The 15,243-nt window shown below is 69.1% G+C and carries 14 protein-coding genes; 5 read left to right on the top strand and 9 right to left on the bottom strand.

The window, feature by feature from the left end:
- Positions 1-15 precede the first annotated feature (15 nt).
- Entirely contained in the window at positions 16-828 is an 813-nt protein-coding gene (locus KB879_RS14950) for an SDR family oxidoreductase (RefSeq protein ID WP_211981923.1), read from the top strand.
- A gap of 96 nt (positions 829-924) precedes the next feature.
- Positions 925-1,899, top strand: coding sequence for a tripartite tricarboxylate transporter substrate binding protein (locus tag KB879_RS14945; protein ID WP_211981921.1), 975 nt, complete (start codon positions 925-927; stop codon positions 1,897-1,899).
- A 204-nt stretch (positions 1,900-2,103) separates the two neighbouring features.
- Here the strand turns inward: KB879_RS14945 and KB879_RS14940 are convergent, their stop codons facing one another.
- From KB879_RS14940 to KB879_RS14930, 4 genes are all read right to left on the bottom strand, one after another.
- Positions 2,104-3,495 (bottom strand): MFS transporter, encoded by a 1,392-nt coding sequence (locus tag KB879_RS14940; RefSeq protein ID WP_211981918.1) that lies wholly within the window; start codon positions 3,493-3,495, stop codon positions 2,104-2,106.
- A 142-nt stretch (positions 3,496-3,637) separates the two neighbouring features.
- Positions 3,638-3,901: an Hpt domain-containing protein gene (locus tag KB879_RS39380; protein WP_249221312.1), complete on the bottom strand. Its 264-nt coding sequence runs from the start codon at positions 3,899-3,901 to the stop codon at positions 3,638-3,640.
- On the bottom strand, positions 3,790-7,068 hold the full coding sequence (locus tag KB879_RS14935; protein ID WP_249221311.1) for an ATP-binding protein: 3,279 nt from the start codon (positions 7,066-7,068) through the stop codon (positions 3,790-3,792). Before KB879_RS14935 ends, KB879_RS39380 begins: the two co-directional genes overlap by 112 nt.
- Before the next feature lie 17 nt (positions 7,069-7,085).
- The gene (locus tag KB879_RS14930; protein WP_211981916.1) at positions 7,086-7,733 is read right to left on the bottom strand and encodes a response regulator transcription factor; all 648 of its coding nucleotides are present in this window, start codon (positions 7,731-7,733) and stop codon (positions 7,086-7,088) included.
- Between the two features lie 468 nt (positions 7,734-8,201).
- Between KB879_RS14930 and KB879_RS14925 the strand changes: the two genes are divergently transcribed.
- Together KB879_RS14925 and KB879_RS14920 are read left to right on the top strand one after the other, a co-directional pair.
- Positions 8,202-8,366 carry a zinc ribbon domain-containing protein gene (locus KB879_RS14925; protein ID WP_010812787.1) on the top strand — a complete coding sequence of 55 codons (165 nt, stop codon included), beginning with the start codon at positions 8,202-8,204 and terminating at the stop codon, positions 8,364-8,366.
- 183 nt (positions 8,367-8,549) lie between these two features.
- Positions 8,550-8,804 (top strand): hypothetical protein, encoded by a 255-nt coding sequence (locus tag KB879_RS14920; protein WP_013953573.1) that lies wholly within the window; start codon positions 8,550-8,552, stop codon positions 8,802-8,804.
- Between the two features lie 41 nt (positions 8,805-8,845).
- Here the strand turns inward: KB879_RS14920 and KB879_RS14915 are convergent, their stop codons facing one another.
- Entirely contained in the window at positions 8,846-9,289 is a 444-nt protein-coding gene (locus KB879_RS14915) for a BLUF domain-containing protein (protein WP_013953572.1), read from the bottom strand.
- Positions 9,290-9,337: 48 nt separating this feature from the next.
- Positions 9,338-10,087: a GTP cyclohydrolase I gene (gene folE, locus KB879_RS14910; protein WP_211981914.1), complete on the bottom strand. Its 750-nt coding sequence runs from the start codon at positions 10,085-10,087 to the stop codon at positions 9,338-9,340.
- A gap of 298 nt (positions 10,088-10,385) precedes the next feature.
- Here folE and KB879_RS14905 point away from each other — a divergent pair, with 298 nt between their 5' ends.
- On the top strand, positions 10,386-10,577 hold the full coding sequence (locus tag KB879_RS14905) for a hypothetical protein (RefSeq protein WP_041228694.1): 192 nt from the start codon (positions 10,386-10,388) through the stop codon (positions 10,575-10,577).
- Between the two features lie 190 nt (positions 10,578-10,767).
- On the opposite strand, the gene KB879_RS14900 is transcribed toward KB879_RS14905, so the two are convergent.
- From KB879_RS14900 to KB879_RS14890, 3 genes are read right to left on the bottom strand one after another with little or no spacing between them, the layout of a single operon-like run.
- Entirely contained in the window at positions 10,768-12,021 is a 1,254-nt protein-coding gene (locus KB879_RS14900; RefSeq protein ID WP_211981913.1) for an arsenic transporter, read from the bottom strand.
- A gap of 29 nt (positions 12,022-12,050) precedes the next feature.
- A complete protein-coding gene (locus KB879_RS14895; RefSeq protein WP_211981911.1) occupies positions 12,051-14,162 on the bottom strand; it encodes a penicillin-binding protein 1A in 2,112 nt (703 codons plus the stop codon).
- 30 nt (positions 14,163-14,192) lie between these two features.
- Positions 14,193-15,119 (bottom strand): alpha/beta hydrolase, encoded by a 927-nt coding sequence (locus KB879_RS14890; protein ID WP_211981909.1) that lies wholly within the window; start codon positions 15,117-15,119, stop codon positions 14,193-14,195.
- Positions 15,120-15,243 lie beyond the last annotated feature (124 nt).

Raw genomic sequence — 15,243 nt, 5'->3', positions numbered from 1 at the left:
ACGAGGAGACAACCCATGGAAGTACGCAACAAGACCGTCGTGGTGACTGGCGCGGCCACCGGCATCGGGCGCGCGCTGGCGCTGGCCTTTGCGCAGGCCGGCGCGCGCGGCGTGGCCGTGGCCGACCTGAACGCGGCGGGCGCCGCCGCAGTTGCCGCCGAAGTCCAGGCCGCGGCGCCTGCGTGCGAGGTGTTCGCCCAGCCGGTCGACGTGGCCGATGCCGCCGCGGTGCAGGGCCTGGCCGACGAGGCCACGCGCCGCTTTGGCCAGGTCGATATCTTCTGTTCCAACGCCGGCATCATCCTGCGCAAGGGGCTGGAGGCGAGCGCCGACGACTGGCAGCGCATCTGGGGAATCAACGTGATGGCGCATATCCACGCGGCCAGGGCGGTGCTGCCGCAGATGCTGGAGCGCGGCGACGGCTACTTCATCAATACGGTGTCCGCCGCGGGCCTGCTGTCGCAGATCGGCTCGGCGCCGTATGCGGTGACCAAGCACGCCGCCATCGGCTTTGCCGAGTGGCTGTCGATCACCTACGGCGACCGCGGCATCAAGGTCAGCTGCATCTGCCCGCAGGGCGTGCAGACCAACATGCTGTTCGGCGAGAAGGGCGAGCGCAAGGGTTTCCTGCAGGAAGGCTCGGTCACCGCCGAGCACGTCGCCGCGGTGACGCTGGAAGGCGTGGCCGACGAGCGCTTCCTGATCTTGCCGCACCCGGAGGTGCTTGAGTACTATCGCCGCAAGGGCCAGGACTACGACCGCTGGCTGCGCGGCATGCGCCGCCTGCATGACAAGGTGATGCAGGAGTTCGGCGGCATCGCGGTCTGAAGGCACGAGTAGTCCTGGCAGGTTCCGGCGGCGGCATTGGCCGCCGTCTTCACAATGCGGGCGGCCATGCAGCCGCCGGCAACAGGAGGAGAATCCATGCGTTTCGGTACCGTTGCCGCGGCAGTGCTCGCCGCATCCGCCCTGGTGAGCGCGGCCCCCGCGCTGGCACAAGGCTATCCCGCCAGGCCGATCCGGATTGTGGTCGGCTTCCCCAGCGGCGGCGCGCCCGACACGCTGGCGCGCATCGTCTCGGAAAAGATCTCGCCCGCATGGGGCCAGCCGGTGGTGGTGGACAACAAGCCGGGCGCGGGCGGCAATATCGGCGCCGAAGCTGTGGCGCACGCGCCGGCCGACGGCTATACGCTGGCGCTGGGCACGGTCGGCACGCACTCGATCAACGGCGCGCTGTACAGCAAGATGCCGTACGACATGGTCAAGGACTTCGCCCCCGTGATCCTGATCGCCTCGACGCCGAACGTGCTGGTGGTCAATCCCGGCGTGCCGGCAAAAAGCGTGGCCGAGTTGATCGCGCTGGCAAAGTCCAGGCCGGGCGGCCTGACCTTCGGCACTCCGGGCGTCGGTACCTCGCCGCACGTGGCCGGGGAAATGTTCAATTCGATGGCCGGGGTCAAGATCACGCACGTGCCCTACAAAGGCCGCGCCATGGCCATCCCCGACCTGCTTGGCGGCCATATCACCATGATGTTCGACAACCTGCCGTCGGCCTTGCCCGTGGTGCGCGAGGGCAAGCTGCGCGCGCTGGGCATTACCAGCGCGAAGCGCTCGGCCTCGGCACCGGATATCCCGACGCTGGCCGAGCAGGGCTTGCCGGGCTTTGAAGCCGATTCATGGTTCGCCGTGTTCGCGCCGGCCAATACGCCGAAGGACGTGGTGGCCAGGCTCAACACCGAACTCAACCGCATCTTCACGCTGCCCGATGTGCAGGCGAAGCTGAAGACGCTGGGGCTGGATCCGATCCTTGGCACGCCGGAGAAACTGGCTTCTTATCAGCGGCAGGAAATCGCGAAGTGGGCGAGGGTGGTGAAGGAGTCGGGGGCGAAGGCGGAGTAAGGACGGAGTTGGTGTGGGGCTTTCGCATCCCGATGGTGTGCTCCCTCTCCCGCTTGCGGGAGAGGGTTGGGGTGAGGGCCGGGAGTGTCGAAGAAGTGCTTTGTGTCGGTATGCCTGTGCCTGCCCTCACCCCCTGCCCCTCTCCCGCAGGCGGGAGAGGGGAGCAAACCGTCGGGGTCGAGTCGGTCATCGGTGCGCAAAGACTTACGCGTCCGGCTCCACCGCCCCCCGCGCAGGCTCCGCGCCGCTGGCATCGCGCAAGCGGCTCAGGCTGATCAAGGCTCCCAGCGCCGCCACCACTGCCGCCAGATACAGCGCAATACGCGCCGCGCCGGTCGGCGCCAGGCTGAACAGCAGCGCCACCACCGCGGTGCCGGTGGTCTGCCCCAGCAGCCGTGTGGTCGCCTGCGCGCCGCTGGCGCCGCCGCTGCGCTCAGGCGGCGTGGCGCCGATCATGGCGCGGTTGTTGGGGGACTGGAAGAAGCCGAAGCCCGTGCCGCACATCGCCATGCGCCAGACGATGTCCAGGCTGCCGGCGTTCGGGCCCAGCGTGGCCAGCCCGACCAGTCCGCCCGTCAGCATGGCCAGCCCGATGCCGGCCAGGATGCTGGCCGGATAGCGGTCCGACAGCCGGCCCGACACCGTGGCCATCACGGCCACCATCAGTGGCCAGGGCGTGATCAGCAGGCCGGTCTCCTGCAGGGAGCGGCCGAGCTGGTATTCGAGATAGAACGGCAGCGCGATAAAGGCCAGCATCTGCGTCATGAAGGAGCAGAACGAGGTGCCCACCGCCAGCCTGAAGGCGCGGCTGGCAAACAGGTCCACCGGCACCAGCGGCGCGGCGCGACCGTGCTGGCGCCGCACCAGCAGCCAACCCAGCACCACGGCCACGCCCATGCCCGCAGCGCCTGCCATGCGCCATCCGGCATGGCCCACGACATCGACGCTGAGGATGAACATGCCGAACACCAGCGCCGACAGCAGCGCGCTGGGGTAGTCGAACTCGCGCGGCTGCGGCGGCGTCGCCGGCAGCGAAGTGCGGCTCAGCACCAGCGCGACGATGGCCACCGGCACGTTGACCGCGAACAGCCATTGCCAGCTGGCGACCGCCAGGATCAGCGCGCCCAGCGACGGGCCCACGGCGATGGTCACGCCGACCACCAGCGCGTTCAGCCCGATGCCGCGGCCCAGGCGCGTGGGCGGGTAGATAAAGCGCACCAGCGCCGTATTGACGCTCATGATGCCGGCGCCACCGATGCCCTGCAGCACGCGCGCGGCCACCAGCATCGGCAGGTTGACCGCCAGCGCGCACAGCAGCGAGCCCAGCAGGAAGGTGGCCAGCCCCGCCCGGTACACGCGCTTGTAGCCAAGGATGTCCCCCAGCGACGAGAGCGGCAGCAGGCACACGGTCACTGTCAGCTGGTAAGCGTTGACCACCCAGATCGTGCTGGACGGATCGGCCTGCAGCTCGCGCGAGATCGACGGCAGGGCGATGTTGGCGATCGAGCCATCGAGCACGGCCATGATCAGGCCGAAGAAAACAGTGAGGATCGCCCAGATCCGCTGTGGCTGGGGAAGGCCTTGTTCTGGCTGCATGGGGAGAGACATTGAAGACAATGCCGCGCCAGCATCGGTCAGGCACGGCCAGGACGGCCACGGCGCAGCATTGCCATTATCGTCCCGCGTGGCGATGCTCGCAAATCCGCTAATTGTGGTAAGGCGCAGCGCGCGGGGCGCACTATCCCGCGGCTGCGGCTGCCTGCACGTAGCCGCGCAGCCGCTCATGCAGGGCTTCGGCCGCGGCTGCGGCGGCCGGGGTCCACGCCTGCGCGGCGTCACACAGTGTTTCCAGTGCCAGGCACGCCTCGACGATGGGCTGGCGGCGCACGATCATGAAGGCGCCGGCCGCGGCATGGACCCAGTGCCGCAATGCCGGCAGGTCCTGCTGCGCAATGATGTGCGCCAACGCTGGCAAGTCCTGCTGCAGTTGCCGGCGCAGCATGGCTTCATAGCGGCGGCGATCAGCGGCTTCGGCCTGCGAAGCCGCAGCCGGATCGTCATTGGTGCCAGGGGGCGGGGCCGCGGCATGCCTGCGTCGTTGCAGCCATGCAAGCACGCCTGCAGGTCCTGCAACGACGCAGGCTTGGCGACAAAGCCGGAAAAGCCGCGCAGGCGCCAGTCTGCGGACGGCTCGCTGCTAGTGAATGCGCTGAAGGCCAGTACCGGCATGTCGGGCTGCTGCGCGCGCACCGCGCGCAGCAGCGCGTGGCCGTCCATGACTGGCATATGGATATCGGTCAGCACCGCGTCGATGTGCGCGCTCTCCAGTGCCGCCAATGCCTGCCTGCCGTTGCCTGCAACGATCGGGTTGCAGCCAAGTGCCTGCAGCTGTTCGGCGATCAGGGTCTGGTTCAGCGGATTGTCCTCGGCGACAAGGATCGTCAGCGGCGCCGCGGCCGGTGCCGCGAGTGCCTGCACCGCCAGCGTGTTGCCGTCGGCCGGCGCAAGCGCCGGCGTGGCGCCCTCGGCCGCCTGGGCCACGCAGTCGATCAGCGCGCGGTGGCTGTAGGCCGTGACTTCGAGGATGCCGGGGGCGCACTGGCGTGGCCGATGCGGGCCCTCCGGCGTCACCCACACAAGCGGCACCTTTGCCGCATCGCGCAGGCCGGCCAGTGCCGCCAGGGGGTGCTCTTCCGTGGCGACGATGACGCGTGGCAGCTTGACCTGGAAGGACGCCAGCGCGGCCGCCTGCGATGCCAGCACATCGGCACGCCAGCCTGCCGTAGTGAGCCACGCAGCGAGGGCCTCGCCGGTGCGCAGGTCCTGGCACAGCACGATCACGTCGCCACACTGCGCCGCGGCGGCCGGGACAAGCGGCCGCTGCGTGCCAGCGGCCGGCGGAAGCGGCACCGAGACCGTGAACGCGCTGCCCACGTCCGGCACGCTGTCCACGCTGATGCTGCCGCCCATCAGCTCGCACAGCCGGGCGCAGATCGACAAGCCCAGGCCAGTGCCGCCATAGCGGCTGGCGGTCGCGGCATCGCCCTGCGCGAACGGCTGGAATACGCGCGCCGCCAGCGACGGCGGCATGCCGATGCCGGAATCGCTGACGCGGCAGACCAGCCGCTGCGTGCCGTGGTGGTCCTGGCGCAGCTCGCCGCTTACGGTGATGCGGCCGCTGACGGTGAACTTGAAGGCGTTGCTCAGCAGGTTGTTGAACACCTGCACCAGGCGCATGCGGTCGCCTGTGACCTCCGCATCCAGCGATGGCGACAGCTGCAGGTGAAAGCGGATGGGACGGCCGGCCACCATCGGCGCATGGGTCAGCGCCACGCTCTCCAGCGCCTCGACGGGGCGGAAGGGCGCGTTGACCAGCCTGAGCTTGCCGGCATCGATCTTGGAAAAGTCCAGCACATCGTTGACGATCCGGCGCAGCGCCTCGGCGGCGGTGTCCAGCGCCCTGAGCCGGGGCGCGTGTGCTGCCAGGCCGCTGCCGCGCGCGAGCAGTTCCAGGTTGCCCAGCAATGCGTTCAGCGGCGTACGGATCTCGTGGCTCATCGCGGCGAAGAAGGTCGAGCGTGCGCGCATCATTGCCTCGGTGGCCTGCTGGGCGGAGCGCAGCTGCTCTTGCAGTGCCTGCTGCGCGGTGCAGTCCTGCACGGCGCAGAACAGCACCGCTTCCTCGCGGTAGCGCGCCGGTGCGTAGGTGATTTGCAGGAAGCGCTGTCCGGCGTCGCCGGGGCCGGGTGGCTCATCTGCCGGCGCGCACGGCGGTGCCGCGACGGTAAAGCTGGAAATGGAGGCGTGCCCGCTGTCGCCACCGCACGGGTGTCGTTTGAACGCCTCCGCTATCGCATCGGGCAGGCGCCCATGCGGCTGCCACTGCAGCAGCACGCCGGCCAGCGGGTTCGACGTCAGGACGGCGTAGTCGTGCTGGCGCACGATGCACAGGCCGACCGGCGTGGCATTGACCAGCACGTGGTTCATCAGCTCGCTTTCCAGCGCGCGCGAGGCTTCGGCGTGCGTGCGCCGCAGCAGGTGCCGGCTCCAGTAGCGCGCGGCCAGCCCGATGGCGCCGGTCAGCAGCAGCATGGCGCCGGCGATCACGGCCAGCTCCGCTGCCAGCGCCGCACCCAGCATGCGGTACGGCAGGTGGTAGACCAGCCGCCCGAAGCCGGCCGGCAGCGCCTGCACCAGCCGCACACCCGATGGCGTGACATCGAGCGTGCCGTGCGAGAGCAGGCGCGCGCCGGCCGCCACATCGTGGACGCTGGCTGCCGGCCAGTCGCGTGGCGATACATCGATGATCTCGCCGGCTGGATTGAGCAGCGCCAGCAGCGCCGGATCATCCGCGCGCTGCAATTCAGCCAGGAACGCCTGGAGGGGCACGCAGGTGGCCACCAGCATGGTGGGCGTGTCGCCGGCATAGGCGGCGCCGGCCAGCACCATGACAGGGGCGTCGTCCACCGGGTGGCGCAGCGGACCCAACCAGACCTGCTGGTCGCGCGCCGGCACGGTGTGGCCGCTGCGCTCCAGCAGCGCCTGGGTCAGCCATGTGCGCAGCCGCGGGATCAGCGTCGGGTCGAGCGCGAGCGATGCGCGCGCGCCGGCCTCGGGCTGGCTGATGACCACGGCGCTGTCTTCGTCCAGCGCGACCGCGTAGGCCCCGTGGTCGAGATCGAACGCCTGCTGCGTGGCCACCGCAGCCAGGGCAATCTGCCGCAGCCGCACGAACTGCGCCGGCAGCCCGGCCCCCCAGCCCTGCCGCGTTGCCTCGGTGGCAAGCAGATGATAGTCCTTGCGCACGGCATCGACGTGGAGACTCGCGGTGCCGGTGCGCCGGAAGGCCCCGAAGGCGGCATCGCGCGACGGCTCCGGTGCGGGCGCATCGAGGTTGTGGCGGATGCTCAGCACGGTGCGCCGCAGGAACGAGGACTCGTTATGCAGCAACTGCGAGACCGAACTGGCGTACCGCGAGACGTCGCTGCGGCGGTAGTCAAGGTGCTGTTCCGTTGCCAGGCCGGCAAGCAGCAAGCCGGAGAACAGCACGATGGCGATCAGCACCGCGATGGTCACCGAATACAGGTGTTGCTGGCGGCGCGCGTTGCGGGCAAGCGCATCGAAGGCGCTAGCCAGGGTCTCACGGGTTCGGTCGACGGTTTGCTGCATCGGCGGGTCCGGCCGTGTCAGATCAGGCGGTTTTCATAGGCGTAGCGGATCAGCCCGGTATTGGTCTGCACCCCCAGTTTGCGCATGGCTACGGTCTTCTGGCTTGAGATGGTGCTGACCGAGCGGCCGAGCTTGCCGGCGATGTCGGTCAGCTGCAGGCCTTGCGCATAGAGCCGGATCACTTCCAGTTCGCGCTGCGTCAGTTCGGTGGCCGGTGCGCCGGCCAGCGTGGAGTGTTGCAGGATGGCGTGCACCGCGGGCGAATAGAAGCAGCTGCCGCCGGATGCGACGTGGATGCAGGCGCGCACGACCTCCTCCAGGTGGTCTTCCTTGCTGGCCAAGGCGCGCGCCCCAAGCTTCATGGCGCGGCGGATGATGGCGGGATTGGACTGGGCGCTGATCACCACCACGCGCGTCAGCGGATGGCGGCGCGCCAGGCGGCCCAGCAGGTTGAAGCCGTCCAGCGAGGTATCGCCGTGGCCCATGCAGAAATCGGTGATGGCGATATCGGCGGGATGCTGGTCCAGCGCGCCGAGCAACTCGGTGCCGTTGCGGCATTCACAGCTGATCTGGACACTGCCGCTGCGCTGCAGGCAGTCGCGCAGGGCGGCCACGACCAGCGGGTGGTCGTCCGCCAGGGCGACACGCAAGACTCCGTCGTACATAGCTATTTCCGGATGGGTGGCAACCGGTCCACGCCGGTTGCACTGGGCGATTGCGCCACCACAAATCCGAAATTCTGGCTATGTTCCGCCACCCCTTGAATCGTAATTCTGCTAGTTCAGGGAACTTGCTTGAGGCGGGCATGGACACGGCCAGTTCGGGAAATGCGTGACCTGCCAATTGAATGGCGCCATGCCGCGATGCTTGACCTGGGTTTGCGCAGCATTGCGGCGCTTGTTCCGCGGCGAGCGCGACCAGCTATTTGCCTGATGTCAATGCGCGGCGGAAGACGCATTCATGCAGTGGCGGCAGGAGCGCGGCGAGAGAAAGTGGATTCGCGGTGACATCGCCGCGTGCGCGCAGCGCGCCGGCTCCGGCAGCGCGAACTTTCACGCATCGGGGCGCGGACCGCTGTCCTAGAATGAAGCTGACACGCGCCCCGCGGCGCGTGCACCGCGTTGGGGAACGCCATGCCCGTCTACCAATACCGCTGCGAGAAGTGCGGCCATATGTTCGAGAAAACCGAGCATCTCGCAGAACACGCCTCTGCCCATCCGAACTGCCCGAACTGCGGCAGCCAGTCCGTCCAGCACGCACCGGCCCCGTTCGTGGCAGTGACCCAGCGCAAGAGCTGAGTCCGCCGAGTCCGAACAACTACCTCCCAGGAGGGTTTGCGGCCCGCCGCCCCGTAGTGCGGCGGGCGCGCGGATGTGCCGCCGGCTGACGGCCGCGGCATGTCTTTTCCAGGCGTGGTGCATGGGCACCACGCGCGTTAGCGCTGCGCGCAAGCGGCGATCTCAACCTTGACGGAGGATGCCATGGCAACGAGACCGTTCACCGAATTTCCCGCCGACGAGCAGCAACAGGTCCTGCAGGTATGCAGGCATGTCGGGCTGGCGGCCGAGATGTTCGAGATTCTCGAGGAAAGCCGCGAGGCCGGGGTGCGGCGCGTCAGCGTGCGCCGGGTGGGCACGGACAAGACCAGTGTCTATGAGGCCGGCCCCGATTCGGTCTGGGTCGAGGAATTCGAGAGTGACCTGGAGTGCGGCCTGTTCGGCCAGGTGACGGCCTAGCCCTGGTGACAGAAGCGCGCCGCAGGCCCTGGCGGCGCGGCTCAGTGCCGTCCGCGTTCGCCGGTGCGCGACACGACTGACGCGCCGGCGATCAGCTCCTTGAGCAATGCCAGCGACGCCGCACCGCAGGTGCGGTACGGGTCCAGTTCGGCCCGCGCCGAGAACTTGAGCAGGGTGGCGGTGTTGATGCGCGCCGCATTGACCTGGCCCATCGCCCAGCCGGCAAAGTCGCGCGTGCAGGTTTCCTCGAAATGCAGCAGGGTCACGTCGTGGTGGCGCGGGTCGCGTGCGATCGCCTGGAACAGTTGTGACACGTCCTGGCGGTCGCCTTCGAGCGCCTGCAGGAAGATGCCGTTGCCGTGGCACAGCACCCCGGTGATGCCGTGGCGCGGATTGCGTTCCAGGCTGGCGGCCAGGATGGCGTCGAGCAGGGCGGCGTCGATGGCCTGGCGGGCACGGCTGGCATAGAGCAGGCGGACTAGCATGGTCGTGGCGCTCGGTTGTGGCGGCTGGTGGGTGGCGGGGCGTGCGGCCTAGCCGCGGTTGTGGTTCAGCAGCGTGAGGAACTCGCGGCGCAGGCTGTCGTCCTTCAGGAACGAGCCGCGCATCACGCTGTTGGTCATCTTGGCATCGGTGTCGCGCACGCCGCGCCAGTGCATGCAGAAGTGCTCGGCCTCCATCACGATGGCCAGGCCGTCGGGATTCATCTTTTCCTGCAGCAGGTCGGCGACCTGTGCCACCGCCTCTTCCTGGATCTGCGGCCGGCACATGATCCATTCGGCCAGCCGCGCGTACTTGGACAGGCCGATCAGGTTGGAATGCTGGTTCGGCATCACCCCTACCCACAGCTTTCCGATGATCGGACACAGGTGATGCGAGCAGGCACTGCGCACGCGCAGCGGGCCGACGATCATCAATTCGTTGAGCTGGCCGACGTTGGGGAACTCCGTCACCGGCGGAGCCTTGGCGTAGCGGCCGGCGAAGATCTCCTTCAGGTACATCTTGGCGACGCGGCGCGCGGTTTCCTGGGTGTTGTGGTCGTTGTCGACGTCGATCACCAGCGCGCGCAGCACGTCTTCCAGGCGCGCCTGCACTTCGGCCTGCAGCTGCTCCATCTCGCCCGGCTCGATGTAGTGCGCAATATTGTCGTTGGCGTGGAAGCGCTCCTGCGCGGCCTCCAGCCGTGCGCGGATGCGGCCCGAGGCGCTGTGGCCGTGGGGGTGGCCGGCATCTTCGCCGGCGTTGCTGTCCTTCGCGCGGTGCGCCGCGTCCTTGCTGGTCATGGTTATGCGTGGTGGGATGGATGACTGCGCAGCGGGTGTGCCGGATTCACTATATGGCAGATGCCGTGGCCTCACAACCCGCGCGGGGCGTGGCAGGATGCGGCGCGGTGAGCCGATTACGCCACAAGCCGGCGTTGCTCCGTGAATAGTTCATGACATCGCTAAAGCCCGCTCCGCACAACGCCGACAAGCGCACATAATGTCTGCACAACGCAAGTGTCAGGCAGCCCGCCATAAAGCCGCCGGCACCCGGCCGCTGCAGCGCGCGGCCAGACTCTTTGTCGGGAAAAACGTAATCATGCCGATTGCCTTTCCGTGCAGCAGCCTCATGCTGCTCCATGTGGTCACAGTGCCGCTGCCGGCCACGCCGGTGGAAACGGGCGTGGCGGAACACCACGCCAGTGCCGTGCGCCATGGCGCGACCGGCCTGCGCCGGCCCCTGCTGCAGGCCGCCAGCACCCCCGCGGCCAACGACGCCGCCACCAGCTGAGTCAGCGGCTTAAGAACCCGTTTCAGAATGAAAAAGGGGCCCGGCAGCAGCCTTCCCTTTGGGTTCAAGCCAGGCGCGGCGCATGCGTTGTTACGGGCCTTGACCTTGGAATGACCAAGGCCGGCGGCCCGCGCCTAGCCTGCGCCGCGCCTGGCTTGAACGCGTCCCCATTTTCATTCTGAAACGGGTTCTAAAGCAGCAAAAGCGCCAATGCTGGCAGCATCGCTGCCGGCATGATCACGGCCCCCACGCGCAGGAACTGGCCGGCGCTGACCATATGCCCTTCGCGCCGCAGCGCCGTGAGCCACAGCAACGTGGCCAGCGAGCCGGTGACGGACAGGTTGGGGCCAAGGTCAATGCCGATCAGCACTGCACCGGTCACGGCGTGCGAGGCATGTCCGCCCGCCAGCGCCGAGGCGGCGATCAGGCCTGCCGGCAGGTTGTTGGCGATATTGCCCGCCAGTGCCACCACCGCGCCCACGCCCAGCAGGGCCAGCGCGCCGCCGTCGCGCGACGCCGCTGCGACGGCATCGGCCAGGTGGCCGATCACCACGGTCTGCTCCAGCGCCGCTACCAGCACGAACAGCCCCGCCACCATCGGCAACACCCCCCATGACACCTCGCGCAGCGCCGGCACCAGCAGGTCGCGCCGGGTGGCGCAGACCAGCAGCAGCGTGGCCACGCCCGCCGCGCAGGTCGGCCAGCCCAGGTCGTTGCCGCGCAGCGAGGCCACCAGCAGGATCAGGCCGGTCAGCACGATGCCCAGCGCGGTCAGCCGGGCCTGCGGCGACAGCGGCGGCACCGGCACGTCATGTTCGATGGGCTCGGCCAGCGCCGCGCGCTGCGTCCACCACAGCGCTGCAAGCGTGGCCAGCACCGCAACCAGCGACGGCAGCGCGAAGCTCGCCAGCCAGCCCGCCAGCGGCGGCATGCGTGTGCCGAAGATGACCAGGTTGGCCGGGTTGGAGATCGGCAGCACGAAGCTGGCGGCATTGGCGATGAAGGCGCACGCGTACAGGTAGGGCAGCGGATGCCGGACCCGCGCGGCGCGGGTGGCGGCCAGCACCGCGGGCGTCAGCACCACGGCGGTGGCGTCGTTGGACATGAATGCCGTCACCAGCGTGCCGAAGCCGTACACCAGCAGAAACAGCCGCGGCGCCGAGCCGCGCGCCCGGCGCACGGCGACCGCGGCGACATGGTCGAACAGCCCGGTCTTGCGGGCCAGCTCGGAGATCAGCATCATGCCCGCGAGAAACAGGTACACGTCGTAGCCGCGCAGCACCGCCGCCAGCGCGTCGGGCAGCGCCATCAGGCCGGTGACGCACAGCAGCAGGGCGCCGGCGGCGGCCCAGAAGGCTTCGGGCAGGCGGAACGGGCGGAACAGGACGCCGGCCGTGGTCAGCGCGGCGACCGACCAGATCAGCAGCGGGGTGTGGCTGGACATCGGGATCGGGACAGTGGAAACCCCGAAGTCTACAGGCTGGCGCCTGCGGGGGCAGCCGGCGTGGCAGCGCCGGGGGCCGGCAGGCCAATCGCCTCGCTGGTGACGGGCGTCGGTGCGGAGCCAGCCGGTGCCGCGGCCGCGGGCCCGCCGAGGTTGCTGGCGACCGGATCGACCGCCGGCGCCGCCGCGGGTGCCGGTGGCGGGAAGCCAATGGCAGCGATGCCGTGGCTGCCATCGGCATACTCGGCGTACATCCAGTCGTCGCTCACGCGGACCACGCCGGCGGGCGCTTCGGCCGCAGGCACGGGCACGCCCGCGAGGCGGCCCTCCATATAGGCAGCCCACACCGGCAGCGCGGTGGTGGCGCCGAATTCATGCTCGCCCAGGCTGCGGTTGTCGTCGTAGCCCATCCACGCCACCGTGACGACGCCGCCGGCGTAGCCCGCGAACCAGCCGTCGACCGAATCGTTGGTGGTGCCGGTCTTGCCGGCCACGTCGTCGCGGCGCAGGTAGCGGCGCACGCCGGCACCGGTGCCGTCGTCGACCACGCTGCGCAGCAGGCTGTCCATGACGAAGGCGTTGCGCGCGCTGATCACGCGCGGCGGGGCCGGGCCGTCCGTGGCGTTGCCCGGCTCGGCAGAGAACAGCACCTTGCCTTCGCTGTCGGTGATGCGCGCGATCAGGTAGGGCTCGATGCGGTGGCCGCCGTTGGCAAAGACTCCATAGGCCGCGGCCAGGCGCAGCGGCGAAGTGGTGCCGGTGCCCAGTGCCAGCGGCAGGTAGCGCGGCAGCCGTCTGGGCGCGAAGCCGAAGCGGCTGGCGAACTCCACCGCGTACGGGATGCCGATCGCCTGCAGCGTGCGGATCGCCGGCAGGTTGCGCGATTCGGCCAGCGCCTGGCGCACGGTGATGGGGCCGACAAAGCGCCCGTCGTCATTGGTCGGCTGCCAGCGCGAACCATTGGGCAGCGGCGCGTCGTTGATCAGCGTGCGGGGCGACACGCCGCGCTCCAGCGCCGCCGCATAGACGAAGGGCTTGAAGGTCGAGCCCGGCTGGCGCTGCGCCTGGGTGGCATGGTTGAAGCGGCTGGTGGCAAAGTCGGCGCCGCCCACCATCGCCTCGATCGCGCCGGTGGCGCCGTCCAGCGATACCAGCGCGGCTTGCGGACCCTGCGACAGGTCCTTGACGAACTTGCGGTGGCGCCGCGCGTAGCCTTCCAGCCCGCCGTGCACTGCATCGTAAGCCAGCGTCTGGCGCACCGACGACACCGTGGTGTAGACGTTCAGCCCGCGCGTGTAAGCCTCGTCGCCAAAGCGCTCGCGCGCCAGCTGGCGCGCGAGTTCGGCCACGTACTCGGCATGCCCGGCAAAGCTGCCGGGGCTATCGTCGGAGATCGCCAGGCGCGCGGCGCGGGCCTCGCGGTAGTCGTCCTGGCTGATCATGCCCAGCGCCAGCATGCGGCCCAGCACATATTCCTGGCGCCGCTTGGCGCGCGGGAAGTTGATCACCGGGTTGATGGACGAGGGGGCCTTGGGCAGCCCCGCCAGCATGGCCGTCTCGGCCAGCGACAACGACGCCAGCGGTTTGCCGAAGTACGCATGCGCGGCGCTGCCGAAGCCGTAGGCATGCTCGCCCAGGTAGACCTGGTTCATATACAGCTCAAGGATGCGGTCCTTGGGCAGGGTCTGGTCGATGCGCCAGGCCAGCAGCATTTCATACCACTTGCGCGCGAGCGTCTTTTCGCGCGACAGGTAGAAATTGCGCGCCACCTGCATGGTGATGGTGGAGGCGCCCTGCGCATAGCCCTGGCCCAGGTTGGCCAGCGCGGCGCGCAGCACGCCGGGGAAGTCGACACCCTCGTGCTGGTAGAACTGGTCGTCCTCGGCTGCCAGCAGCGCCTGGACCATGCGCGACGGCATCTGCCCGAAGGGGATGAACTCGCGGTGCTCGCTGCCGAACTCGCCGATCTGCACGTTGTCGCTGGTGTAGATCCGCAGGGGCACGTCGGGCCGGTAGTCGCGCAGGGCGTCGACTGGGGGAAGCTGCCGCAGGCTTACCACCGCGGCAAAGCCGGCAAGCAAGGCACCGGCTGCAGCCAGCGCCAGTACGGCGCCGCCTGCCTTGACTGCGATTTTTTTCATGCGCGCATTTTACCCGCTGGCTGACTGGTGCTAGCGCCTGGCCGCCAGCGGCAACGGATTGCCGAGCTCGTCATGGTCGACGGGCGGCGTGCCGGTGGGGGCCGGCGGGGCGGGCGGGACGGGCTGGGCCGTAGCCACGCGCAGCCTGGCCTGCCCGTGATGCCGGGCAAATTCGCCCAGCGCCAGCCAGGTTTCCTCGCGTTCGATAATGGTGAAGTGATCCGTGGCTGGCACGGTCTGCAGCGCCACCGGGCCGGGCCAGGCGGCCATGAGCCGTTCCGAGCATTCATGGGGCACCACTTCATCGGTCTCGGCCAGCAGCACCTTGGTGCTTTGCACGACCTTCTTGCAATGCGAGATCGAATCGAAATGGTGGCGCATCAGCTGGCGCAGCGGCACCAGCGGGAAGCGCTTGCGCACCAGTTCAAGCAGTGAGTCGTAGGGCGTGATCAGCTGCAGGCTCTCGAAGTCCTGCAGGTCCGCCAGCTGGATCGCGACGCCGGTGCCCAGGCTGCGCCCCACCACATGCACACGGGTGTCGGGGAAGACACGCCGCGCATGCAGCAGGAACTGGCTGGCGTCGGCCACTGCGGCGCCCTCGGACGGGAGGCCGTCGGAGTGTCCCAGGCCGCGGTAGTCGTAGGTGGCGAAGGCCATGCCGGCGGGCAGCCAGCGTGCGTACTGCAGCGTTTCGAGCACATCCTCGCCACGCCCGGGCAGGTAGAACAGCAGGTCGCGCACGTTGTCGCCGGGGGTATGGTAGATGTAGCCGCGCACCACGCCGCCGGGGATCAGGTGCGAGTAGCCAATGATGCCGTCGGGCAGGTCGCGCGGCGGACGCCGGCGCGCATCGAACAGCAGCCGCTCCTGGTTGAGCGTCAGGTAGGTCCAGTAGCATGCGAAGCCGCTGGCAGTCATCAGCGCGGCTGCCAGCGTACGGCGGGTGATCAATGGCATGGCTAGTCTTCAGTGTCGCTGCCAGGCGAGGCGCACCAGCGCCGGCCTTGCCGCCCAGCCGCGCAGCCTACCTCATTTTTGTCTGGCGCAAGCGCGCAGCGCAAGCCGGCCGGCGCAGTTCTTG

Source organism: Cupriavidus sp. KK10 (assembly GCF_018223725.1).
Lineage (GTDB): Bacteria > Pseudomonadota > Gammaproteobacteria > Burkholderiales > Burkholderiaceae > Cupriavidus > Cupriavidus necator.
The sequence above is the reverse complement of the archived record's forward strand: the minus strand, read 5'-3'. Positions and strand labels throughout refer to the sequence as shown.

Excerpts from the sequence above, each read along its gene's own strand:
- KB879_RS14935 (WP_249221311.1), bottom strand. The coding sequence starts at position 7,068 with ATGCAGCAAACCGTCGACCGAACCCGTGAGACCCTGGCTAGCGCCTTC.
- KB879_RS14890 (WP_211981909.1), bottom strand. The coding sequence starts at position 15,119 with ATGCCATTGATCACCCGCCGTACGCTGGCAGCCGCGCTGATGACTGCC.
- KB879_RS14905 (WP_041228694.1), top strand. The coding sequence starts at position 10,386 with ATGCCGATTGCCTTTCCGTGCAGCAGCCTCATGCTGCTCCATGTGGTC.
- KB879_RS14945 (WP_211981921.1), top strand. The coding sequence starts at position 925 with ATGCGTTTCGGTACCGTTGCCGCGGCAGTGCTCGCCGCATCCGCCCTG.
- KB879_RS14930 (WP_211981916.1), bottom strand. The coding sequence starts at position 7,733 with ATGTACGACGGAGTCTTGCGTGTCGCCCTGGCGGACGACCACCCGCTG.
- KB879_RS39380 (WP_249221312.1), bottom strand. The coding sequence starts at position 3,901 with ATGCTGCGCCGGCAACTGCAGCAGGACTTGCCAGCGTTGGCGCACATC.
- KB879_RS14925 (WP_010812787.1), top strand. The coding sequence starts at position 8,202 with ATGCCCGTCTACCAATACCGCTGCGAGAAGTGCGGCCATATGTTCGAG.
- KB879_RS14920 (WP_013953573.1), top strand. The coding sequence starts at position 8,550 with ATGGCAACGAGACCGTTCACCGAATTTCCCGCCGACGAGCAGCAACAG.
- KB879_RS14900 (WP_211981913.1), bottom strand. The coding sequence starts at position 12,021 with ATGTCCAGCCACACCCCGCTGCTGATCTGGTCGGTCGCCGCGCTGACC.
- KB879_RS14895 (WP_211981911.1), bottom strand. The coding sequence starts at position 14,162 with ATGAAAAAAATCGCAGTCAAGGCAGGCGGCGCCGTACTGGCGCTGGCT.
- KB879_RS14940 (WP_211981918.1), bottom strand. The coding sequence starts at position 3,495 with ATGCAGCCAGAACAAGGCCTTCCCCAGCCACAGCGGATCTGGGCGATC.
- KB879_RS14915 (WP_013953572.1), bottom strand. The coding sequence starts at position 9,289 with ATGCTAGTCCGCCTGCTCTATGCCAGCCGTGCCCGCCAGGCCATCGAC.
- folE (WP_211981914.1), bottom strand. The coding sequence starts at position 10,087 with ATGACCAGCAAGGACGCGGCGCACCGCGCGAAGGACAGCAACGCCGGC.
- KB879_RS14950 (WP_211981923.1), top strand. The coding sequence starts at position 16 with ATGGAAGTACGCAACAAGACCGTCGTGGTGACTGGCGCGGCCACCGGC.